Here is a 22649-nt window from a genome sequence, read left to right on the forward strand (position 1 = left end):
TACAAAAACTGAAATATTATGAAACGTAAAGTTTTATTATTAGCAGCATTCGTTATCTCCATCGGGGGAATTTATGCACAAGGTGAAATGGATGCCTACAAGTTGTCACAAAGTGATCTGAGCGGTACCGCACGTTCGGTAGGAATGGGTGGAGCTATGGGCGCTCTGGGAGGCGACATATCTGCCGTATCTATCAATCCTGCGGGAATCGGTGTATTTAAAAGTTATGAGGTGGTAACCACACTCAACTTTCAGAATACAAATACCAAAACGGAACTGAATGCCGGAAAACTGGATCAGAGCAAATTTAAAGTAACGTTCGACAATCTGGCTTTCGTTACCGTATTTCCAACTAACAGCGATGTAGCCCCATCTATCAATTTTGGTTTCTCGTATAACAGGTTAAAGAATTTTGACCGTAAATATTCGATGAAGGGGAGCAATCTGAATAAGCCCATCTCAGAATATATGGCATATCGCGCCAATGGAATAGACCCGAGAGGACTCCTGTTTGAAGACGATTCGGATATTAAACCATTACAAAATTACGACTGGTTGGCAGTATTGGGTTACAATAGCTGGATGATAGACGAGTTGGATGAACCCGGAAAGTATGGCTATTTAGGTAGTATCAGAGATAATGCAACCAACAATTACTTATCAGTAAGAGAAAAAGGATCTATAAGCACCTATGACTTCAATGTAGGAACAACCTTTGCAGATGTAGTAAGTGCCGGCCTTACATTGTCTATTACTGATATCAGTTATCGCCTGTCGTCTGACTACGACGAAGATTATAACGGTATATCGAATGCCAACATGACATTGATGAACGATCTGGAAACCGATGGTACAGGATATCAGTTTAGTCTCGGTCTTATATTCAAGCCGATAGATGCCTTACGCATTGGTTTAGCTTATCATTCACCTACATGGTATGATATGACCGATTATGCCAGCGCCGGATTAAGATATGACCTGAGAGGTCTTATTCCTAATCTTGAAGGCAATAATGCAACGATAGAGACAGGTGTATTCCGCTACGACTACAGACTGCGCACACCGGACAGATATACTCTTAGTTTAGCTGCAATTCTTCTCGACAAAGGTGAAGGATTGTTTCCTAAAGTAAGCCTGAGTGCAGATTACGAATATACCAATTACAAAAACAATATGAAATTGTTTGAAGATAACGGAGACAGGATGAACCATGATCCGAACGTGGATATTAAAGAAGACTTTAAAGGTGCTTCTACCGTACGTGTAGGTGCCGAAGTTCGTTTTACAAATCAATTCTCTATGCGTGCGGGTTATTCGTGGAAACAAAGTCCGCTGAACAAAGAATTTAAGAATAACGAAAGAGAAGTGATGACAGTAGGCTCTGTGCCTCACTTCACGCTCGACGGTGACACTCATTATTATACATACGGATTGGGTTACAGATTTTCACCATACGTATATGCAGACGTAGCATTCGTAATGAGGAATCAGAAAGCAGACCTGTACTCATTCGACCATTCTGAAAAAGCAACATGGAAAGACAATACATTTCAAGGACTGCTTACATTAGGTTTCAAATTCAGAACATTGTAATAAATACATTATTATAGAAGGAAAGCGTATCTCTTTGCGGGATACGCTTTTTTCATTTATAACTAACATTATTATAGCCTTTTTTAAATCTTTTTAGGCAATATGATTTAAAGGAATAAGTTAATTACATGTACATTTGCCTTGTATTGAGAGAGAGGTATATAATCTATCTTATTTATTATTTTACAGACAATGAAAAAAATACCAGTTATACTCATATTCCTGTTTTTTACAATTTCCTCATTTTCTCAGACTTATGAGGATATGATAAGCCGCTCGATGGATTATGTGGAAATGAATGACTATGCAGCAGCAGAACAAGCACTGAAAGCGGCATTACGCAAAGAACCCGGTAATCCGAACAATGCCATGCTTATGGTAAATCTGGGTACTATACAACGGAATCTCGGGGAATTGGAAGAGGCGCTGATATCATATAATGTAGCACTCGAAAAATATCCGAATACAACCTTTATCCGCCACAACAGGGCGGCTCTTTTCTGTGAAATGAACAGGTTCGACGATGCACTGAAGGACTACAATACCATACTGCTTACAGACGAAAAAGATACGGAGGCCCTGTATCGCAGAGGGCTTATATATTTAAGTGAAAAAGACCTGTTTCGTGCCGAAGAGAATTTCGAGAAGATACTGGAAATAGAGCCTAAAAACCTGAATGCAAAAATGGGAATTGTACAGATAGCCAAGCGTCGCAGCGAATGGAAAGAGGCCGAACAGCAGTATAGCGACCTCATCTATGAGAACAAAACAAATGCAGACCTGTACTTCAACAGAGCTGAATGCTATCTCCGCCTAAACAGGCTGGGGCGCGCACAGGAAGATATTAACAAAGCAATAGAGCTGGGCTACGATGGAGCACCTATCTATGTATTGAGGGGACAACTGAAACTGGCACAATACGAGAAACGATCAGCCAGAGAAGATTTCCTGAAAGCAAAGGAACTCGGTACTGACGAAGCTGCTATCGAGGATTTTTTGTTATTATGTAAATAGAACAGCCTTCAATCTATTGTTATGTTAAGAGTGAAATATCGATTACTTGTAGGGGCGGATTATCATCCGCCCGAATGCGAGAATAATGTTTCTAAAAGCGGGCGGATGATAATCCGCCCCTACTGCAAGCCCCGAAGCCATTGTTATATGCTTAACACAACGCTATTTTAATTGATTGATGATATAGTTCTTGGTAGGGAATACCTGTGATAATAGCTTCTTCACTCCATTTTTTTCCTCATCAGTTGCCTGAACGCAGATTTTCATCAATTCATCTACTTTACTTTCACCTACAACTGCTGTTACAATAGAGGATGGACGAGCTTCGTGTAGTTTCTGCAAATCACTAAGCGATTCTATTATACGAATTCTGCCTCTTGACGGATTTGCTGCCATTTCGTCCAATCCCATGCGATGATAGTTGTACCAAAAAGAATGAAAACTTGCTGAACTCTCTTCGGTAAGCCCCATTGCCAGATCGTAGCGGTTATTGTTCTTACCCGAGAAAGGCTCCCACCCTTTTGTATTCAACGACTGTGCCATATTCGCTATTTCCATAGCCTTAGCAAAATAAGGGCGTCCTCCGTTGGGAGAAAACGAATCGGCATCGAGTCCTATTATCACATAAGCATAAAATGCTATAACAGCTACAATATTGTTATCTATATTCATACTGTTATAGTATAGCGATTGTCCCTGTATATAACTGAAAGCAAACTGAGTATCTCTGAAATTCAGTAAGGATGTAATATATGAAGAATTATAAACAGGACGCCGCGAAGCTACCTGTATCTCTGCCGAAAAGCTATTCTGATCGGTCATTTCATTCACAATAATGGCAACCGAACAGTCTATACGCTCGTTCTTACCATATGTAAGGTCTGTCCACTTCTGCTCATTCAGCAGTTGGTTTATATTTGTCTCCAATGACGAGAAAAGCTCCTTATTAGGCGTAGATAATTTCTGTGTGTTTATCGTCAGGCGGGCATTCAACTCCTGAGCCTGTACTGCACAGCACAAGGAAAAAAAGATAAACAAACATGCAACGAATCTCATCATTTATTCCAGATTATAAGTTACACTCAATACTTTAAATTCTGTACGGCGATTTACCTGATCGGCCATATCCTGTTGTTCAGGAGGTAGTTCCTGTATAAACTCTTCGGTCAGCACCTGCCCCTCTTCAAGAAAATCGTATTTCTTTTTCACCGCCTTAGTCACTGTTTTCGGCTCGGTTTTCCCCTTTCCTACTGCAGTAAGACGATCGGGAGCAATTCCGGCTGCTATCAGATACGTAACTACCGATTCCGCCCTGCGTTGCGACAAGCCGATGTTGTACTCTGCCGAACCTTTGCGGTCGGTATGTGCCGATAATTCTATCGTAACATTCGGATTCACATTCAATAGGTCTATCAATCCGTCTAGTTCCTCTTTCGATTCGGGGCGGAGAGTCGCTTTGTCGAAATCATAGAAAATATTCTCAAGCACAACCGGCCTGTTTATCGGAGTCAGTACAAAGTCGAGCGGATAAATGGAATCTTTCTCCATCTCTACCGTACTCAGCGACATCCTTGTATTCAGAAAATTTTCGCCACTGGCCAGAAACACATAACTCACACCCTGATTAAGATCGAGCGTATATGTACCATCAATTTTTCCGGGAAACTTCTTATTCGTTCCATCGCGCCCGACTACACGTATGGTAGCATCGGTAACAAACTCATCATCGGTATCCACAATGTAGCCTTCTGCCATTGTCTTTATCACAGGATAGTCGAAACTGTAAATATGGTCGAATCCTTTTCCATCTCCCCTGTTGGAACTAAAGAACCCCGATTCCTTTTCTCCGGCAAAGGTGATACCAAAATCATCGGCCTGAGAGTTGATCGGATATTTCATATTTTCAACAACCCAGCGTTTTGTCTTGAAGTCATACGAAGCTTTATAGATATCCAGTCCGCCCATTCCGATATGCCCATCGGAAGAGAAATACAGCGTAGAATCGTTCCTCAACACAGGAAACATTTCATCGCCTGCCGTATTTATATCCGGCCCCAGATTTTCGATGTATTCGACCAGATCGCCGACCATAGAAGCCCGCCATATATCCTTGCCTCCGTAGCCGCCTTTCATATCGGAAACGAAGTACATATAATCTCCTGTAGAGTTGATAGCCGGATGTGCGTATACGCTCAATGTATCTCTCTTATTTACCTCGATCTTCGTACTTTCACCCCACGATCCACCTCCGCGCTGTGATACATAGATAGCCGGAAATGAAACTTCCATCGAATCGGCTACCCGCGTATGAGTATAGTACATAGATGTTCCGGCAACACTAAAAGATATACCACCTTCGTCCGATGGGGTATTGATGACAGACTCCACCACTTCGGGCTTCATCCAGTTGCCTGCTTCGTCTTTCCGAGCCATGAATATATCGTTCAGCTTTGCTCCCGTTATGCCGCTGATAGTATCGCCTGTAGCTTCCTTCCTGTTCGATGCAAAATATATCTGGTCATAGTCGGGAGGTAGTAATGCAGGGCCGAATTCCCCTCTGTTGGAATTAAACAGTTCCATCCGCTTCACAACATATTTTGTAGGTTTAGCCCTCCATTGAGGAGCAACTTTCGTACCTTCCAACCCATTCAGGGCAAACTTATTATCAGGGAAGAGTTTCAGAAATTCGTCATAGTATTTGGCAGCCTGTTTATACTCTCCTGTTTTATGCAAAGAACGTGCATATTGCAGGGTAACAGTACTGTCACTGGCTTTATACCGGATAGCATTGGCATAAGCTCCGTTCGCGCGTGCAGGATAGTTTATCAGGCGATAACTCTCAGCCATGCGCAGGGCAACTTCTCCTCTGAGCTCTCTTTTCTTCGCCGATGTTTTACGATAGATTTTACGGTACATATCGGCTGCAACAAAGTATTCACCCTGTGCAAACTTCTTATCGGCATCTTCAAGTTTCACCGATTTACATGAAACGAAAGCTGTCAATAATATAATTATAGCAGATATGTAGTAAGTATATTTTTTCAATATGTGGCTTTGTTAAAGTATCAGACCTTTTTTACTTTGTCAAGTGTAAATAGATAATTAATACACAAATATAACTCATTTCGACGCAGAATATTGCAATAAGGAGCTAGAAACCTCGCATACAACATCATTCTTCGCCTTTCAATACCGGTAGTTTAAGATGGTATTTTGTAGCCAGTACCCGTATAAGAACGACAAAAAATGCTGTCGAAACCTCTATTATGATAAGGTCTACATTCAGATAGCTCAATATACTAAACAAAATACCCCCTAATATACAAGCTACCGCATATAGCTCCTGTGTGAATATAATAGGTATTTCATTGATCAGTATATCGCGGATTATCCCTCCCACTATACCTGTAATGGTTGCCATAGATACACATACCCAGATCGGATAATCGAGTGCCATTGCTTTTTCGTAACCTACAACAACGAACAATCCCAAGCCGATACAGTCGAACCAGAATATAGTGTTATTAAGATGAACCAGATATTTACGGAAACAAAGCACCACCACAAAGGCAAATAATGTACACCAGATATAACGGCTTGCCTGCATCCAAAAAACAGGAACATCAAGCAAAAGGTCGCGAAGCGTACCACCGCCTACCGCTGTTACGAAACCGATAACAACAGCCCCGAACCAATCGAACCGCTTAGCCGATGCCAGACGAATACCACTGATGGCAAATGCGATAGTTCCCAGAAATTCGATTATATCGACAAGCTCTATCTGGGCGAGATCATTGAAGAGAAACATTTAATCTAAATTATAAATTATGAGTTATAAATTATGAGTTAATCAGGCAGAAGCATTTGCTAATTTACTAATTATCTCTATTCCTCGTTGGCGATCATACCACTACCGATACATAGCTTAGAGTCTGCATCATATACCACTCCAAATTGTCCGGCAGCTATACCCTGTATCTTATCATTGGAGCTGATACGGTAAAGATCACCTATCTTCTCTATACGCCCATGTGTAAACTCAGGTGTATGACGTATTTTAAAGGTAATATCTTTTGTGCCTTCAAAGTCGCCCCAGATATCTTCTGTTATAAACGAGAATCCGGCCAGATTTACAACATCGCCATATTGGGTAGCAGGGTCGTAACCATTGGAAACATAAATAATATTACGCTTAGTGTCTTTTTTGATCACAAACCAAGGGCCACCACTCAGTCCCAGACCTTTACGCTGTCCGATAGTATGAAACCAGTAACCATCGTGTTTACCTAGTACTTTCCCTGTCTCGAGTTCTACAATCTTTCCTGTACGCTCTCCCAGATAACGGCGGATGAAATCATTGTAATTGATCTTTCCCAGAAAACAGATCCCCTGACTGTCCTTACGTTGAGCAGAAGGCAAAGCCTGCTGTGCGGCAATAGCACGCACTTCACTTTTCAGTAAATCTCCAATCGGGAACATCAGTTTTGAGACTTGCATATAGTCTATCTGCCCGAGAAAGTATGTCTGATCTTTCACATGGTCTTTTGCTGTAGATAGCCACGTCTTACCGTCCAGTTCTGTAGTTGTGGCATAATGTCCTGTAGCGATCTTATCGAATTCGTGACCCCATTTCTGTTCGAAGCACCCGAATTTGATCATCTTATTACACATCATATCGGGGTTAGGGGTAAGCCCGCGCTTTACGGCTTCTATTGTATAGCTTACTACATTTTCCCAATATTCTTCGTGTAATGAAACAATTTCCATCTTACAACCATATTTTTTTGCTATATAGGTTGTTATCTCAATATCTTCTTCGGCAGGACAATCGATATAGCCCTGCTCATCTTCCATACCTATCCGTATATAAAATATCGTAGGATCGTAGCCCTGTTCTTTCAGTTGATGTACAACTACCGAACTGTCTACTCCTCCTGATACCAATGCTGCTATTTTCATTTTTCAATTCTCCTCCTTAGAGAACTAAATTTGTTATATTTTCTCTACTTTGTCCAGCCTTTCATCACCATTGCTACTCCTGCTCCAATACCAACAGCAATACGCACAAAGAATTGTCCATCTTTAGCTCTTACATTATAGTCGTATCCGACACGCAAATGTAAGCCTAAGCCATATTCAAAATGCAGATTTGGGGTCAATACTACTCCATCTTTTGCATGGTTCAACCCAAAGAGATAGCCAGCGTCGAGTCCCGGTTGCACAATAAAAGGTAATTTACTTTCATCCAGCACGTAAGGCACAGAAAAAGACGCTGCTTTGAGATTCAATCCGGATATATCACCTGCTTTGGTTGAATATTCTAACCCGCTGGTTAGGAATACAGAACCGTTCTTTTCAGGAATCAGCCATGGATATGCTACTGTGGCAACAAACTGGTGTTTCTTGAAATCAGCATATTGATATCCGACTCCAATATATTGTCCGAATGCTAATATCGGAAATAATGAAATGAATAGAAGAATACACTTTTTCATAAGATGTGCTTTACCAGATTTTAGTCTTCACAAAATTCTTAAACGTACCTATTCCGAAATTAAATCCGAGACGTACAAAAAACTGTTGTTTTCCTCCTGTTACATTAAAATCATATCCGGTCTTTACGAAAACTCCTTTATAATCAAAATAGGCATTGGGCGTAATGACTACACCATCTTTCCCATGACGGAAATTGAACAGATATCCGGCATCGCAACCCACCAGTATAGTAAATGGATGATCGTTAAACAATGATTCGCTGATAAATGACGTAAACTGTATAGGTTTGATGTTAAGCCCTGCTACTGGAGAGCTTCCTCCTGTATAGTCTATCCCACTTGATATATATGAGTTCAACGGATTCTTCTTGTGCCATACAGGAAATGAAGCATTTGCCGCAAATTGTATAGCATTTCCTTTCCCTTTTGCATCTGCATACTGCGCTCCTATTCCTATCAGCTGTGCGGAACAGGCCAGAGGCAATAACAGAAGTAAAGCAATTATCTTTATAGTTTTCATGTGCTGCTATTTCTCATTTGAGTTGCAAAATTACACTTTATTTCTCAATTTATAAGCCTGATTATCTTATATAATCACTACAAACAAGTGTTTAAACTCCTATCATTTGGCTTCGGCAACCACTTCTTCTTTTTCCACATCGGCACGCGACTTACTCTTCGTTACCAGATATACCCCTCCGAAAATAAAGACAGCGGCTATCAGTTTCTCTACTGTGAAATGATCCATCCCCATATAAATGGCGACACCCGAAGCTATGAGCGGCTGCATGTTATTGTACATAGATATAGTTGTAGGGCGTATGCGGCGTTGAGCAAAAGGAATCAGTAGATAGGTAAGGAATGTAGCACCTATCAGTGTAAATGAAAGCAACAGGAATGGTGTAGCATCCGACTGATGAAAAAGCGGTGCTTTCAATACCTCTCCGTAACTGAATGGCAAAGCTGTGATACAGGCAAAGAGGAACATCCATTTCATCATAGTTACCGAAGAATATTTCTCGGACAACGGACGGGTTATAACCAGATAGAATGCATAGAAAAACTGTGCTCCTGCTATTGCCATATTGCCTGCCATACTTGCATCCTGCCCTGTATCTCCGCTATGGCTCGAGTAAACAAGAAAAATAGCTCCTGCCGCACCGACAAGCACCCCTCCGGCTTTCATCCATGTGATGGGTTCTTTGAGAACAATAGCAGCTATAATCATGGCAAACAACGGGCTACTGGTAGTAATGATGGATGCATCTACAGGTGAGGTCTGTCCCAGCCCATAGGCAAACAGTCCCTGATTGAATACCATTCCGCAAAGTCCGCCGGCAAGCAGCAGCAACATATCTTTTTTCTCTATCTTTTCGCGAGGCAGGAAAAGCGATACCAACCAAAATGCGATGGCAGCAAATGACATACGCAGGGCTGTCATTGCCATCGGTGTAAGCAGACCTTCTGCAAACAGATATTTATTGATAGGGATATTCAACCCGAAAATCAGTATAACGACCAGCATTATAAGATTTCCCTGCTGTTTTTGAGAAAGAGCCATAAAAGTAATTATGAATGATGAATGATGAATTATAAATTATGAATCCACAGAATTGGCATATTTATTCTGTCATTTTTTTTATTTGCTTATCCTGCAATTTGGAGAAGAGAATAAGCATACAGATCGCACCTATCGTAGCACAGAGCATATCCGACTGGGTGTCCCATTCGTAGCCCTGCATGCCGAGAAAATCGTCGGCTCCGTCACCGGACAATACGGCAACCCACCATTCTATAAGCTCGTAGAATGCACTTATCGCCATACAGATGCAAACTACAAAGAATGGAATCCAGCTTTTTTTCTTTACCACATCGAGGCGGATTATCAGTTCGCGAGCTATCATGGCAGGAATAAATCCCTGTGCAAAGTGCCCTACTTTATCGTAATTATTACGGCTCTGGTCAAATACTTCCTTTATCCAATCAAACAATGGTACTCTGGCATAAGAATAGTGTGCTCCTATGAAAAGAATAATCAAATGAACAAGGATAAAGAAATAGGTCATATCTGTAAACTTAAACCGCTTGAAAGTCAGTGCCAGAATAGCCACTCCGACCAGACACATACCGGCCTCGAGAAACCAAAGACCTGTTTCGTAAGCTCCGATACCCGACCAAATGGCTACTGCAAAAAAGATAGCCAGAAATACAATATATTTCTTTTCCATCGCTCTGTAAGTTTGTTCTATTTATATGTGTTATAGGAGATTATCTCTTCTGTCGACTTCCGTTTTTTCTCACGTAAGGGTTGAGCCGGATAGCCGATTACAATATCGAGCACTACACGTCTATTTTCGGGAATGTTTAGTAGCTTCTTCATTTTAGCTTCGGCAAACCATCCGAGAATGCAACTGCCTAGTCCTTCGGCTTCGGCTGCCAGACAAATATGCGCTGTGGCAATACCTATATCGAGAAAGGCAAAGTGCTTATCTTTTACCATACCTCCTATACCCGAACTGAGATTGACTTTTTCTTCGACAACGATGATATGAACAGGGGCTTGCTTTGTAAAGTGATTCATACCCAATAAACGGGCAGACGCTGCATCAGCAACCTTGTTCTTCAATTCGGGCTCGTCTACTACAATGAAATGCCATGGCTGCGCATTGCAGGCAGAAGGTGACAAACGCCCTGCTTCGAGTATGCGTCCAATCGTCTCACGATCTACTGTACGCGAAGTATCGAATGCACGTGTACTTTGACGGTGTTTTACCAGTTCGTAGAAGTCTGTAGCCTCCATAATTAAAGCTGTGTGATGCGGCTTATATATTTACCGATAATATCGAATTCAATATTTACTACACTGCCAACCTTAAACTGGTGGAAATTCGTATATTCGTATGTATATGGAATGATAGCTACTTCAAATGTATTGTTAGTAGGGGCTACGACTGTCAGACTTACTCCGTTTACCGTTACCGAACCTTTATCTACAGTCAGATAACCTTTTTTAGCCATTTCTCGGTCGAAATCGTATTCAAATTTGAAATACCAGCTACCATCAGCTTCGCGGATCTCTACACAGCGGGCTGTCTGGTCTACATGTCCTTGTACGATGTGTCCGTCGAGGCGGCCGTTCATCAGCATACTGCGTTCGAGGTTTACTTTGTCTCCTACCTGCAACAGCCCCAGATTGGAACGTTCGAGCGTTTCTTTTATAGCGGTTACGGTGTATGTATCGCCATCAAGATTTACTACTGTAAGGCATACTCCGTTATGAGATACGCTTTGATCTATTTTCAACTCATGAGTGAATGAACACTTCATTGTCAGATGCAGATTTTCTGCTTCTTTGCGCAACGAAACTACTGTAGCTGCTTCTTCTACTATGCCTGAAAACATATTATTTATATTTTATTTTTTTGCAGTACAAAGGTACGCATTTATTAAATTAAAAGAGAGCATATCAAAAGTAAAATATGCCATCAAAGTGTTTCGCTCTTTGTTATCATGAACGTAATGAAGAAAATCTTCTTTCTGAAAAAGAGATGCCTGACGACACCACGTTCTGTCGATTTTCAGTTCGCTCCTCAATATGACAAAAAGAATAAAAGACAAAAAATCAAGAGAATTTCATACTCTATTAATAATTTTCAGCAGATAGCAGAAAGGTTTAATCCTGCATATTTCCTTATAAGTACAATAATAGCATATGCTCTATATAGTTCTTCTACATTAGGACAATTTTCGAGATACCCTTTGGGACAGTGATAAGTATAAGTTCTTTTCTTTTTTTTCGTTCTTAGCTCCACTCTGTATATCATACCATCGAGTATTGCAGGAGCATAATATGGCCACCCAGCTAACTGATTAGGCGGATAGAATACAGCAAGAGTATCGGTTGAATAAATCCTCATCCTGTCTCTTATAGAATCCTGCGTAGGTAAAGTAAGTACTTGATTTTCTACCAGTTTCGCCCATAACTCGTTCAGTTTTTCACTGTCCAAATCTTTCTTTTTCCAATAAGGGATATATTTATCACCCTCTTTACGAATAGCTTGGGCATAATATTGTGCTGTCCATTTATTATCTTTCTGTTGCATAACGAATACCGACGGTCCTAACACAGGAGCAGGATCCGTCCATAAACGGAGTTCGAAGTCATAGTCGTTTTTAAGTTTAAATTCTGTATTTATTTCTTTGTTTCTTCTCCCGAAATTATACCATTTTTTGTTTTTCTCCTTGAAACTTTTCGGTTCATCTTTAAAATCTATCTGCGAATAAGAAAGATCAGTAAACAAAATTCCTATAATCAGAATCAGTATCTTTTTCATAGACCTTATATTAAAAATCATTATTCTTTCACTCATCTATACGCTGCCCGAGCTGACGCCTTATCAAAGCAACGATAGCATAAGCCCTGTAAAATTCTTCTACATTGGGGAATGGCTCCAGATATCCTTTTGGAGAATGGTAATTATACACACGCTGTTTCGTCTTATTTTTCAGTTCATACCGATAACCGATACCGTCGGTAATAGTAGCTGTCTTATACACATCGGCCTGCGAATAAAAGACGGCGGTGGTATCAGCTGCATATATTTTCATCTTATCGCGAATAGAATCCTGAGTAGGTAGTGTCAATACCTTCTGCCGTTCGAGGGCATACCATAATCTATCGAGTCCTTGCTGGTCGACTCCCGATGCTTCCCATGTCTTACTTATACCGTCATATTCTATATATCTGGCACTCCACACATCATTTTTTAACCTCAGTATGAATAAAGAATAAAAATTGGCAAGGCCTTCATTCGTCCACAAGCGAAGCTCAAAATCGAAATCATTCGTTAGCCCTAGTTTTTGATCTGCCCTGCGGTTCATATCCTGATAATTTGTATGCTTATCATTGACTGATGCAGGATCGTTACGAAAATCAATCTGCGAGTATGCCTGATATACAAATAAAAGCAACAGGCTTATTGTGAAAAATCGTTTCATAAACTAATATATAAATATTACTTCTTAATATCTTCTGTTACTGCTATTATCACTCCGAATTTGCCATCTATCTGCATCCTGTTCTTTTCGGGCAGATACATACGGGAAACAAAGCCATCGAGATACAGCGCATCTGTACACCCCTGAGACCTGAAATAAGCGGCAAAGTCATAAAGATTAACCTTTGTAACGGATATGGCAAATAGAACTTTACCATCGGGTAATACTCCTACCCCATTGCGGATATGCACATTGGACGAACCTTCTTTGAACTGCGGATGAATCTGCCCGCCGGTGAGCAACATAGGCCCCGACTGTGTGGCATATTTCACTTGTCCGCCGTTCTCAAAGTTTTCCGTTTTGCACACAGCAGCTTTATTCTCAGTTGTAATATAGAATACACCATTGGGTTTCATATAAAAGTTTCCACTTCCCGAAGCTGTATCTAATGGGATCAACTGTAGACAATCTTCTATATAAAGCCCCTGCGGTGTATAGAGCGAATCAAACATTCCTCCGTTCATCGCAAAAATAAGTTTCTTATCCTTTGTCTCTGCATAGGTCTTCAGATTCTGTATGCTACGGATTATCTTTCCGCTATCATCGCGCCAATAGAATGCCAAGTCCTGCGAACAAGGATCGGCTACATAGCTTATGATACGGTCGTCTGCCGGATTCCTATTTGCAGAGCAACTTACAAAACCGACTATCGATAAAATGAGTATTATTAAAGAAAGAGAGAGCTTATTGTTAAGATTCATTTTATATCACAAATATTCTATTATCAGATTCAGCTTTGTTTATCTATAAAGAAAATAAAGGTAACGAAACTATTCATATAAATAAAAAGTGAAGCAAAAAAGTTACAATCAAAAAATTAGAACCAATGTGAGTTACTTTTGTTACCTTTTCCTATTGCCTCCTGCTTTAGCTGGAGGTATAAAGGCTAATTTGTTACATGGCTTTAGCCAAAAAAGGTTTGACTAAAGTCTTTTTTACATAGTTTACACCCCACGACTTAAAAGTCGTGGCAATTAAGAAAAGTAACAGAAGAATAATGCAAAAGGGTTACCTTTGTTACCTTTTTGATATTAATGGCTCATAAAATCAGTTGCAAACAGATGGCTAATACTCTTATTGTAAGGGGAGAAATTCAAAAAAAATCATATCTTTGCCACCTGATTTCCTAACAAAACTGTAAAATGAAGAAAATACTGTGTACGTGTCTCATTCTTTGCTTTTCCTCCATCAACTATATACAATCGCAGGTGTATGACAAAAACTGCTATTTCGGATTTACGTTTGAAGTTAGCAAAAATCCCAACTGGGGATACGGTGAACTGGTAATAACCGAAATAGAGCCATACTCTCCTGCCGAAAAGACAGGTATAAAAGTCGGCGACATCATTATGGAAATAGACAGTAAAGCCACATACCTGAGAGACAACCAGACAATTGCACACTGGCTATTCGATAATATGTATGTTCCTACGGTAAACTTCACTATCAGAAACATGAATACTTATTTTAAGGAATATACGCTGACGCGTGAATGTATTGCAACTAACTCGGTGAATGAAAGGCAACTATCGGAAATATTTTCATTCTACAGCCTCGAAAACACGAATCGCCGTACATTCTCACTGCCTTTGGAAGTAGAACCTAACAAGGATGTAGACTATACAGATTATCATTCTTTCGATTTCTATACCGATGGGAATCCCGTTCCGGCAATAGATACGGAAATAACTGCCCTACTGGAACAAGACCTGATAGCGAAAGGATTGGTGCGCGACACCTCCGATCCCGACATTGTAGTACAGGTATATTACAGCTACGGACCTAATCCTAAATTCACAGGATTGGACAACCCAAACTATGCTCCGGGCACATGGCGCTACGACAGCCAGAAACAACAACTCGTACTGCTGCCTATTTTCGACCCGAAGGAACGGAATAAAGAAAAGGCCGGACAGTTTATCGTGGAATTCGGATTCAGTTTTTATGATCGCAAATACATCGACACCAACAAGCTGACCCAGATATGGGATTGTAATATAAAAGACTACATGTCTTCTCAATATACATTGGACGAATATATAAGGCTGCATACCCCGCTTATGCTGAAACAGTTTCCGTTCGCCATAGCCAAAAGTGAGGCGACCTACAGAGTCGACCTCAATAAGTACAATTATACAGGGATGCATTTTGATGCTGACGACCTGACTACCGTAAAAGACGTGGATATGGACTCTCCAGCCTTTCGTGCCGGAATACGTCCGGGATATGTAATAAAAAAACTGAATAACAAAAAGTTCGAACATACGAAGGAAAGCCTGTCCGATGCTTATAAGCGTTTTATATCGGAAACAATGGTGTACCGCGATCAGGCTACCCTGTTTACTAATGCCGACGGATATGCAGATTGCATGTTCTGGAATACTGCATACTATAGCGACATAAACAAGGCATTCAACAAGTCAGATTATCAGACTCACTTTTCATATCTGTACGACTTCGAAAAGTATATAAATAGCAAAAATGACAACAAAATAGAAATTGAAGCATGGACCGGTATGCAGCTTCGCCGCTTCACCATTACCCCACAGATACGTAAATCAATCGCAGTAAAAGCCTTATAAACCTGACATAGTTTCTCTGTCCCACAGAGAGCAGGGCTGTTAAGCTTTATGAGTTGCCACGCCTTTTAAGGCGTGGGTTTGAAGTAACCGCTAAGAAGACTTTAGTCAAAACTGTTTGACTCTTTAGATTCTTTGAAACAACGTTCAGCGGAGCTAATTCGGCTAAAGCCATTTCACGATTATCAGACTTGTTCCTCCACTCGAAAGTGGGGGCAATTGATTGAAGAGAAACAAGAACTTAACAACCCTGCTCTCTGTGGGACTTTCAAATATCTGTCAGTTTATTCCGGTATCTATTACAGAATCAGGCAAAAAATTCGTACCTTTGCGCCCGATTTCATATTTCGCATTGCGGGAACGGTTATCTTTTATTCCCTTTGCGATCAACTTAGTATATAAAACAATAATAATGATAACAGTTTCAAATTTAGGTATTCAGTTTGGCAAACGCGTATTGTTTCAAGATGTGAATCTGAAGTTTACAAGTGGTAATTGCTATGGTATAATCGGTGCAAATGGCGCCGGAAAATCAACTTTTCTAAAAATACTCAGCGGCGAAAAAGATGCTACAAGCGGAACTTTTTCACTGGGGCCGGGCGAACGCCTCTCTGTACTTTCGCAGGATCACTTTGCATTCGATAGCCAGACGGTAATGAATACAGTATTGCAGGGACACTCTGTCCTCTGGGATATCATGCAGGAAAAAGATACCCTGTATGCAAAAGAAGATTTTACTGATGCCGATGGTATCAGGGCATCTGAACTGGAAGAAAAGTTTGCCGAGTTGGAAGGCTGGAATGCCGAAAGCGATGCTGCCATGCTGCTAAGCGGGCTAGGTATTGCCGAAGACATGCATTACCAGATGATGGGTGATATAAGCGGTAAACAAAAGGTGCGTATATTATTGGCTCGGGCATTGTTCGGAAATCCGGATAACCTCTTGCTCGATGAGCCTACCAACGACCTCGATATAGAAACTGTAATGTGGCTCGAAAATTATCTTGCCAATGCAGAAAATACAATACTGATCGTATCGCACGACCGCCACTTTCTGGATTCGGTATGTACACACACTGTAGATATCGACTTCGGGCGGGTAGCCATGTTTGCCGGGAACTACAGTTTCTGGTACGAATCGAGCCAATTAGCCCTGCGCCAGCAACAACAACAGAACAAAAAGGCCGAAGAGAAGAAGAAGGAGTTGGAAGAGTTTATCCGCCGCTTTAGCGCCAATGTAGCTAAATCGAAACAGACTACAAGCCGCAAAAAAATGTTGGAGAAACTTAATATTGAAGAGATCAAACCATCATCACGTAAATATCCGGGCATTATCTTCACTCCCGACCGCGAACCGGGCAATAAAATACTGGAAGTGAACAACCTCAGCAAATCGGTTGAAGGTAAAGTATTGTTCGACAATGTAAGCTTTAATATAGAAAAAGATGATAAAGTAGTTTTCCTGTCACGCGACCCGCGTGCCATGACTGCGTTCTTTGAAATAATAAACGAATATCAAAAACCGGATAACGGAACATATAGCTGGGGACAAACAATAACACCGGCCTACCTGCCTTTGGATAACAGTGATTATTTTAAAGATGATCTTAACCTGATCGACTGGTTGTCACAGTTCTCTGACGACACCAGTGAGATCTATATAAAAGGATTCTTGGGTAGAATGTTATTTTCCGGGGAAGAGGTACTCAAAAATACAAAAGTGCTCTCAGGGGGCGAAAAAATGCGCTGTATGATAGCCCGCATGATGATGAAGAGCGCCAACTGCCTGGTACTGGATTCACCTACCAACCATCTCGATCTGGAATCGATACAGGCATTCAATAATACATTGATACAACTCAAAGGGAATGTGCTGATGTCGTCGCACGACCACGAATTTATTCAAACAGTATGTAATCGTGTAATAGAACTGACACCAAAAGGGACAATTGATAAGATCATGGATTATGATGATTATATTACATCAGATGATATAAAAGCACTGAGAGAGAAGATGTACAGCTGATAACGACTAAATTTATATACATAAAAGAATGAGGACTGGTAAAGTCCTTATTCTTTTTATAGGCATATCTGCATTATTTCAAGACTGGTTTATCTATAGTTTGCATCAGATCAGATCTGGCAAGGATATATTTAGTAACTGTTTAAATTTGAGCGAAAAAATCTCATATAACTATTTCTTATTATTCTTTGGCTCTTATTTTTATTCTTTCTTCTCTATTTTCTACTTTCCACTCTTGGTTTAGCACGCTAAACCTGCGAAGTAAAAGTTAAAATAAACAATAAGTATATCTATCGACGAGATCAAGCAAATCAGATTACAGATACTTCCGCCATATTATCATAAAATTGATTATCTCAGTACTTATTAGTAGAATACACAAAAATCCCGCTACAGGATTAATTTTAACATAATAATTTTTAATTATTACATTATCTATATATATATTTGCAACACGAAACGAAAAATGTGTTATATTTACACAATACGAGCAGACTCAAACAAATAAAAAAACATTTCAAAAAATATATATTACTTTTTCAGCAAAGAATATATCAAGGAGGAGTTATTCAAAGGTGTTCTGGGCATTAAAAACCTCCAATCACCAAGTAAGGTTCAGACTTTTTACTAATCTTACAAATTCATAAATTTGCTTGTGAAAGTTAATCTTGATTCATCTGGTTTTTGGACATAGCTCCTCCGAGATATTATACCCAGTCATTCTAAAAATAGTAAATACCGATCAGCTTATTCTTCTCCCACAAGCATCGAGTCTCTGTATCCTAAAAAGTACAGAATACCATCGAGCCCCACAGTCGACAGGGATTGTTTTGCATTCTCTTTCACTTTCGGTTTAGCATGGAATGCAATACCAAGACCGGCAATACCAAGCATCGGCAAATCGTTGGCTCCATCTCCTACTGCCACCGTCTGGCGCATATCTACTTTCTCTACCTGAGCCAACAGACGCAGCAATTCGGCTTTGCGTTTGCCATCAACAATGTCGCCCAGATAATTTCCGGTCAGCTTACCGTTCTCTATTTCAAGCTCATTGGCATATACGTAATCGAATCCGTATTTATCTTTGAGATAATTACCAAAATAGGTAAATCCTCCGGACAATATGGCGAGCTTATAGCCCCCCTTCTTCAATATACGGATAAGGCGGGTCATACCTTCGGTTATAGGAAGGCTCTCGGCAATTTCTTTCATCACCGACTCGTCCAATCCTTTCAGCAGGCTTACACGCTTTTTGAAACTCTCTGAAAAGTCAATTTCCCCACGCATTGCTGATTCTGTGATTGCTTTCACTTCGTCCCCTACCCCTGCGCGCTCGGCCAGTTCGTCGATCACTTCGGTTTGTATCAGGGTAGAATCCATATCGAAACATACAAGACGGCGCATACGGCGATACATGCTCTCTACCTGAAAGGCAATATCTATACCATGCTCATCGGCAAGTTGCATGAAGTCGTGCTTCAATAACTGCACATCATCAACCATACCTCTGATAGCCATTTCGATACATGAACGGCTCGGACGGTTTTCCGATTCTAATGGGACACGTCCTGTAAGACGGGTTATTTTTTCTATGTTGAGCTTATATTTCTGACTAATACGAGCCACTGCTGATATCTGCGTAGGGGTCAGTTTACGTCCCAGCATGGTGACTATATAGCGGTTTTTGGTTCCCTGCATACATACCCAACGGGTATATTCTTCCTTACTGATAGGGGAAAAGCGTATGATCACACCTAGATCTGTGGCCTTAAACAGCAGGGCTTTTATAACCTCTCCGGCATTCTCTGCCTCAAACATTATGGCTAATGATAATGAGTGATGTATATTCGCCTGACCTATATCTAATATATTAGCATCGTGAGCAGCCAATACTGCTGTCAGGGCAGCCGTAACGCCCGGCTTGTCCTCTCCGGACAGACTAGCTAATATTATTTCTGAATCTTCCATAACAAGACAATGTAGTTATAATATATGGTAGTTTAATTGACGGAATCCAACAAGGCCTTCTCTGCAGATGACACTCTATCGAATCCAAACTGATTTATAATTTGTTGCTTCAAGATATCTATCTGATCATTGCATAAGTTGCCGATACTTCCTTCGTGCGTATGCTGCACTTTTTTATCATGGGCGAAGTTCCCCTTCTCTATCTCCAGACCGACCTGCTTGTAAGCATCCCTGAAAGGAACTCCCTGCAATACCAGGCGGTTTACTTCTTCTACACTGAATATAAGCAAGTACTTAGGATCATCGAGTATATTTTCGTTAATCTTCACTTCGCTCATCATCCTATTTACCATTTGCAGGCAATCGTTCATCTCTTCGAATGACGGGATAAATTGTTCCTTTATTACCTGTAGGTCACGAAAATAACCGGAAGGAAGATTGTTGATAATCAGCGTTATATCGTTAGGCAAAGCCTGTAACTTATTACACTTAGCGCGTGTAAGCTCAAATACATCCGGATTTTTCTTATGAGGCATGATGCTGGAACCTGTAGTATATTCGTCCGGAAGCTTTATAAACCCAAAGTTCTGGCTATTGTACAGACAAGCATCATAAGACAATTTAGATAACGTTCCGGCAATAGAAGCGATAGCAAAAGAAACTATACGCTCAGTCTTTCCCCGCCCCATTTGGGCATAGACTACATTGTAGTCCATCGAGTCGAAACCGAGCAGATCGGTTGTCATTTGCCTGTTCAATGGAAAAGAAGAGCCATATCCGGCTGCCGAACCTAAGGGGTTTCGATTGCAAATCTTATACGCAGCTAAAAGCAGTTGCAAGTCATCTACAAGACTCTCGGCATAAGCGCCGAACCACAGACCGAAGGATGACGGCATAGCTATCTGCAAATGTGTATATCCGGGAATAAGTACATCTTTATATTTCTCACTCTGGAGAAGCAATGTATCTATTAGTTTGGATACGCTATCGGTAAGCATCTGTATCTGGTCGCGGGTAAACAGCTTTAGATCGACCAATACTTGGTCGTTTCTCGAACGGCCGCTATGTATCTTTTTCCCCACATCTCCCAGCTTGCGGGTAAGTATAAGCTCTACCTGAGAGTGAACGTCTTCTATACCTTCTTCGATAAAGAATTTCCCTTCAACTGCTATCTGATATATAGCTTTCAGCTCCTTCAACAATATGGACAATTCATCCTTAGTGAGCAAGCCTATAGACTCTAACATTGTTATGTGTGCCATAGAGCCCAAAACGTCATAAGGGGCAAGATATACATCCATGTCCCTGTCGCGTCCTACTGTATAAGATTCAACATCTTTATTTACCTGAACACTCTTTTCCCAAAGTTTCATTTAGCTATTATCCGATTGTTCCTTTATCTAATATCTTATTGTAAGGTAACGCAGCAAGGCTGTCCGCCACTTTATCCAACCCGGCCTGCAATGGCTTCGACACCATTGGTTTCAAGAAAGGATTCAGATCGGCATGTACGGTAAGTTTCATCTTTGTTTCTCCGTTATTATCCGGTAAAAGCTGAATCCACATATTTACTCCAAAAGGCAGCTGCTCTGCCTGAAACTTGATTGTCTTATTAGGCTCTCTTTCTACAACTACAAACCTTATTTTCCCGATAGGATCTACTGTCACTGTACAGGAATCCGAATCGAAACTAAAGTCTTTGATTTTATCTTGTGGGATTCTTTCTTTTGCCAGTTCCAGATTATTCAGGTCTGAAAGCACTGCATATACATCCGTATCGGTATACGGTATAGTTTTTACTTCACTAAAAAATTCTGTCATAATATCTTTATCCGCTTATTTCCAATCGGCAGGAGCTTTTCTCCACTCTTGCAATGTCTCAAGATCGGACTCGGCTATATAATCTATACGTAAAGCCTCTTCTAATACTGCATCGTAGTTTGTTAACGTCAGTAGTTCTACTCCGGCTTGGCTAAACTTCTCGGTAGCTATAGGAAAACCATAGGTGAAATTCGCCACCATTCCTATGACCTCCGAACTGTCGCGGCGAATAGCGTCTACTGCTTTCAGGCTACTAGAGCCTGTAGAAACAAGGTCTTCAACAACAACTACTTTGCTTCCCGGCTTCAATTCTCCTTCGATCAGGTTTTCGAGACCATGATCTTTCGGAGTAGCACGTATATATACGAAGGGTAATCCTAAAGCATCTGCGACCAATGCACCGGGAGCTATAGCCCCTGTAGCGACCCCTGCGATAGCATCTACTGCGGGGAAGTGCTCTATAATAAGCCTGGAGAGTTCTATCTTAATAAAAGTGCGTATCTTAGGATAAGATATCAACTTTCTATTATCACAATAAATAGGCGATTTCCAACCCGAAGCCCATGTAAAAGGGTTAGAGGGCTGCAATTTGATGGCCCTGATACTAAGAAGCTTTTCGGCAGTCAGTTTTTCTAAAGTGCTCATATTTATCTATTCTAAATAACAACAATCAATATTATTTGCCTACAAATATACAATTAATAGGCAGAATAAAAGAAATTATAGCAGAAAGAAAATGTGTTTTTTTGCTGGAGGTATATAAGGCAAAGGGATTTGTCTTATGATAGACAAATCCCTTTGTATAGAAAAGTCGTATTGGTGGATATAGCCGAAACTCCGTAAAACAGGATTTGAGCGCTTCGATCCCTTTGTAATCCACTGTGCTATGCAACCCGGAGGTGTGGCCCGCCATTAGAATCAAAAGCTTGTCTCGGATATTTTATTAATTGATGAGCTTCCCAATCGACCAACACGACTTAGAACTAGCTTTTTATTTCTTTATATCAAATTTACGCAAAACTATCGAACTATGCAAATATAGGATCAATATTTTATAGACTTTTGTTTTGTGCTGCATCCGCATTTTGAACATCC

Annotated in this window: 21 protein-coding genes; 4 read left to right on the forward strand and 17 right to left on the reverse strand. The window is 40.6% G+C overall.

Annotated features, from left to right (window positions below; genetic code table 11):
• The first annotated feature begins 18 nt into the window (after positions 1-18).
• Positions 19-1593, forward strand: a complete 1575-nt coding sequence (locus tag M2448_RS02645; protein WP_280644729.1) for an outer membrane protein transport protein — start codon at positions 19-21, stop codon at positions 1591-1593.
• Between the two features lie 192 nt (positions 1594-1785).
• Positions 1786-2607: a tetratricopeptide repeat protein gene (locus tag M2448_RS02650; protein ID WP_280644730.1), complete on the forward strand. Its 822-nt coding sequence runs from the start codon at positions 1786-1788 to the stop codon at positions 2605-2607.
• Between the two features lie 162 nt (positions 2608-2769).
• Here the strand turns inward: M2448_RS02650 and M2448_RS02655 are convergent, their stop codons facing one another.
• The 13 genes from M2448_RS02655 to M2448_RS02715 all read right to left on the reverse strand — a co-directional run bounded on the left by M2448_RS02655 (position 2770) and on the right by M2448_RS02715 (position 13861).
• Entirely contained in the window at positions 2770-3666 is an 897-nt protein-coding gene (locus M2448_RS02655; RefSeq protein ID WP_280644731.1) for a DUF4835 family protein, read from the reverse strand.
• Positions 3667-5652: an OmpA family protein gene (locus tag M2448_RS02660; RefSeq protein WP_280644732.1), complete on the reverse strand. Its 1986-nt coding sequence runs from the start codon at positions 5650-5652 to the stop codon at positions 3667-3669.
• 127 nt (positions 5653-5779) lie between these two features.
• Positions 5780-6415: a trimeric intracellular cation channel family protein gene (locus M2448_RS02665; protein WP_280644733.1), complete on the reverse strand. Its 636-nt coding sequence runs from the start codon at positions 6413-6415 to the stop codon at positions 5780-5782.
• Between the two features lie 77 nt (positions 6416-6492).
• A complete protein-coding gene (gene mnmA / locus M2448_RS02670) occupies positions 6493-7566 on the reverse strand; it encodes a tRNA 2-thiouridine(34) synthase MnmA (RefSeq protein ID WP_280644734.1) in 1074 nt (357 codons plus the stop codon).
• Positions 7567-7610: 44 nt separating this feature from the next.
• Positions 7611-8102, reverse strand: a complete 492-nt coding sequence (locus tag M2448_RS02675; protein WP_280644735.1) for a hypothetical protein — start codon at positions 8100-8102, stop codon at positions 7611-7613.
• Positions 8103-8112: 10 nt separating this feature from the next.
• Positions 8113-8622, reverse strand: coding sequence for a hypothetical protein (locus M2448_RS02680; RefSeq protein ID WP_280644736.1), 510 nt, complete (start codon positions 8620-8622; stop codon positions 8113-8115).
• A gap of 102 nt (positions 8623-8724) precedes the next feature.
• On the reverse strand, positions 8725-9663 hold the full coding sequence (locus M2448_RS02685; protein ID WP_280644737.1) for a DMT family transporter: 939 nt from the start codon (positions 9661-9663) through the stop codon (positions 8725-8727).
• Positions 9664-9724: 61 nt separating this feature from the next.
• Entirely contained in the window at positions 9725-10330 is a 606-nt protein-coding gene (locus M2448_RS02690; protein WP_280644738.1) for a DUF2238 domain-containing protein, read from the reverse strand.
• 17 nt (positions 10331-10347) lie between these two features.
• Entirely contained in the window at positions 10348-10902 is a 555-nt protein-coding gene (locus M2448_RS02695; protein ID WP_280644739.1) for a nitroreductase family protein, read from the reverse strand.
• A gap of 2 nt (positions 10903-10904) precedes the next feature.
• Entirely contained in the window at positions 10905-11504 is a 600-nt protein-coding gene (locus M2448_RS02700; protein ID WP_280644740.1) for a riboflavin synthase, read from the reverse strand.
• A 251-nt stretch (positions 11505-11755) separates the two neighbouring features.
• Entirely contained in the window at positions 11756-12436 is a 681-nt protein-coding gene (locus tag M2448_RS02705) for a hypothetical protein (RefSeq protein ID WP_280644741.1), read from the reverse strand.
• 28 nt (positions 12437-12464) lie between these two features.
• Entirely contained in the window at positions 12465-13100 is a 636-nt protein-coding gene (locus M2448_RS02710) for a hypothetical protein (RefSeq protein WP_280644742.1), read from the reverse strand.
• Positions 13101-13117: 17 nt separating this feature from the next.
• Positions 13118-13861: a phosphodiester glycosidase family protein gene (locus M2448_RS02715; RefSeq protein WP_280644743.1), complete on the reverse strand. Its 744-nt coding sequence runs from the start codon at positions 13859-13861 to the stop codon at positions 13118-13120.
• A 441-nt stretch (positions 13862-14302) separates the two neighbouring features.
• On the opposite strand from M2448_RS02715, the gene M2448_RS02720 reads away from it, so the two are divergent.
• Positions 14303-15742, forward strand: a complete 1440-nt coding sequence (locus M2448_RS02720) for a DUF4136 domain-containing protein (protein WP_280644744.1) — start codon at positions 14303-14305, stop codon at positions 15740-15742.
• Positions 15743-16151: 409 nt separating this feature from the next.
• The gene (locus M2448_RS02725; protein ID WP_280644745.1) at positions 16152-17765 is read left to right on the forward strand and encodes an ATP-binding cassette domain-containing protein; all 1614 of its coding nucleotides are present in this window, start codon (positions 16152-16154) and stop codon (positions 17763-17765) included.
• 747 nt (positions 17766-18512) lie between these two features.
• On the opposite strand, the gene serB is transcribed toward M2448_RS02725, so the two are convergent.
• The 4 genes from serB to pyrE are packed head-to-tail and all read right to left on the reverse strand — an operon-like array spanning position 18513 to position 22199.
• Positions 18513-19733, reverse strand: coding sequence for a phosphoserine phosphatase SerB (gene serB, locus M2448_RS02730; RefSeq protein WP_280644746.1), 1221 nt, complete (start codon positions 19731-19733; stop codon positions 18513-18515).
• Positions 19734-19765: 32 nt separating this feature from the next.
• Complete coding sequence (argH, locus tag M2448_RS02735) at positions 19766-21106, reverse strand: argininosuccinate lyase (RefSeq protein WP_280644747.1); 1341 nt, start codon at positions 21104-21106, stop codon at positions 19766-19768.
• 7 nt (positions 21107-21113) lie between these two features.
• A complete protein-coding gene (locus M2448_RS02740; protein ID WP_280644748.1) occupies positions 21114-21554 on the reverse strand; it encodes an SRPBCC family protein in 441 nt (146 codons plus the stop codon).
• Positions 21555-21569: 15 nt separating this feature from the next.
• A complete protein-coding gene (pyrE, locus tag M2448_RS02745; RefSeq protein WP_280644749.1) occupies positions 21570-22199 on the reverse strand; it encodes an orotate phosphoribosyltransferase in 630 nt (209 codons plus the stop codon).
• Positions 22200-22649 lie beyond the last annotated feature (450 nt).

It is taken from the genome of Dysgonomonas sp. PF1-14 (assembly GCF_029892965.1).
Lineage (GTDB): Bacteria > Bacteroidota > Bacteroidia > Bacteroidales > Dysgonomonadaceae > Dysgonomonas.

Excerpts from the sequence above, each read along its gene's own strand:
- M2448_RS02645 (WP_280644729.1), top strand. The coding sequence starts at position 19 with ATGAAACGTAAAGTTTTATTATTAGCAGCATTCGTTATCTCCATCGGG.
- M2448_RS02650 (WP_280644730.1), top strand. The coding sequence starts at position 1,786 with ATGAAAAAAATACCAGTTATACTCATATTCCTGTTTTTTACAATTTCC.
- M2448_RS02655 (WP_280644731.1), bottom strand. The coding sequence starts at position 3,666 with ATGATGAGATTCGTTGCATGTTTGTTTATCTTTTTTTCCTTGTGCTGT.
- M2448_RS02665 (WP_280644733.1), bottom strand. The coding sequence starts at position 6,415 with ATGTTTCTCTTCAATGATCTCGCCCAGATAGAGCTTGTCGATATAATC.
- mnmA (WP_280644734.1), bottom strand. The coding sequence starts at position 7,566 with ATGAAAATAGCAGCATTGGTATCAGGAGGAGTAGACAGTTCGGTAGTT.
- M2448_RS02675 (WP_280644735.1), bottom strand. The coding sequence starts at position 8,102 with ATGAAAAAGTGTATTCTTCTATTCATTTCATTATTTCCGATATTAGCA.
- M2448_RS02680 (WP_280644736.1), bottom strand. The coding sequence starts at position 8,622 with ATGAAAACTATAAAGATAATTGCTTTACTTCTGTTATTGCCTCTGGCC.
- M2448_RS02685 (WP_280644737.1), bottom strand. The coding sequence starts at position 9,663 with ATGGCTCTTTCTCAAAAACAGCAGGGAAATCTTATAATGCTGGTCGTT.
- M2448_RS02690 (WP_280644738.1), bottom strand. The coding sequence starts at position 10,330 with ATGGAAAAGAAATATATTGTATTTCTGGCTATCTTTTTTGCAGTAGCC.
- M2448_RS02695 (WP_280644739.1), bottom strand. The coding sequence starts at position 10,902 with ATGGAGGCTACAGACTTCTACGAACTGGTAAAACACCGTCAAAGTACA.
- M2448_RS02700 (WP_280644740.1), bottom strand. The coding sequence starts at position 11,504 with ATGTTTTCAGGCATAGTAGAAGAAGCAGCTACAGTAGTTTCGTTGCGC.
- M2448_RS02705 (WP_280644741.1), bottom strand. The coding sequence starts at position 12,436 with ATGAAAAAGATACTGATTCTGATTATAGGAATTTTGTTTACTGATCTT.
- M2448_RS02710 (WP_280644742.1), bottom strand. The coding sequence starts at position 13,100 with ATGAAACGATTTTTCACAATAAGCCTGTTGCTTTTATTTGTATATCAG.
- M2448_RS02715 (WP_280644743.1), bottom strand. The coding sequence starts at position 13,861 with ATGAATCTTAACAATAAGCTCTCTCTTTCTTTAATAATACTCATTTTA.
- M2448_RS02720 (WP_280644744.1), top strand. The coding sequence starts at position 14,303 with ATGAAGAAAATACTGTGTACGTGTCTCATTCTTTGCTTTTCCTCCATC.
- M2448_RS02725 (WP_280644745.1), top strand. The coding sequence starts at position 16,152 with ATGATAACAGTTTCAAATTTAGGTATTCAGTTTGGCAAACGCGTATTG.
- serB (WP_280644746.1), bottom strand. The coding sequence starts at position 19,733 with ATGGAAGATTCAGAAATAATATTAGCTAGTCTGTCCGGAGAGGACAAG.
- argH (WP_280644747.1), bottom strand. The coding sequence starts at position 21,106 with ATGAAACTTTGGGAAAAGAGTGTTCAGGTAAATAAAGATGTTGAATCT.
- M2448_RS02740 (WP_280644748.1), bottom strand. The coding sequence starts at position 21,554 with ATGACAGAATTTTTTAGTGAAGTAAAAACTATACCGTATACCGATACG.
- pyrE (WP_280644749.1), bottom strand. The coding sequence starts at position 22,199 with ATGAGCACTTTAGAAAAACTGACTGCCGAAAAGCTTCTTAGTATCAGG.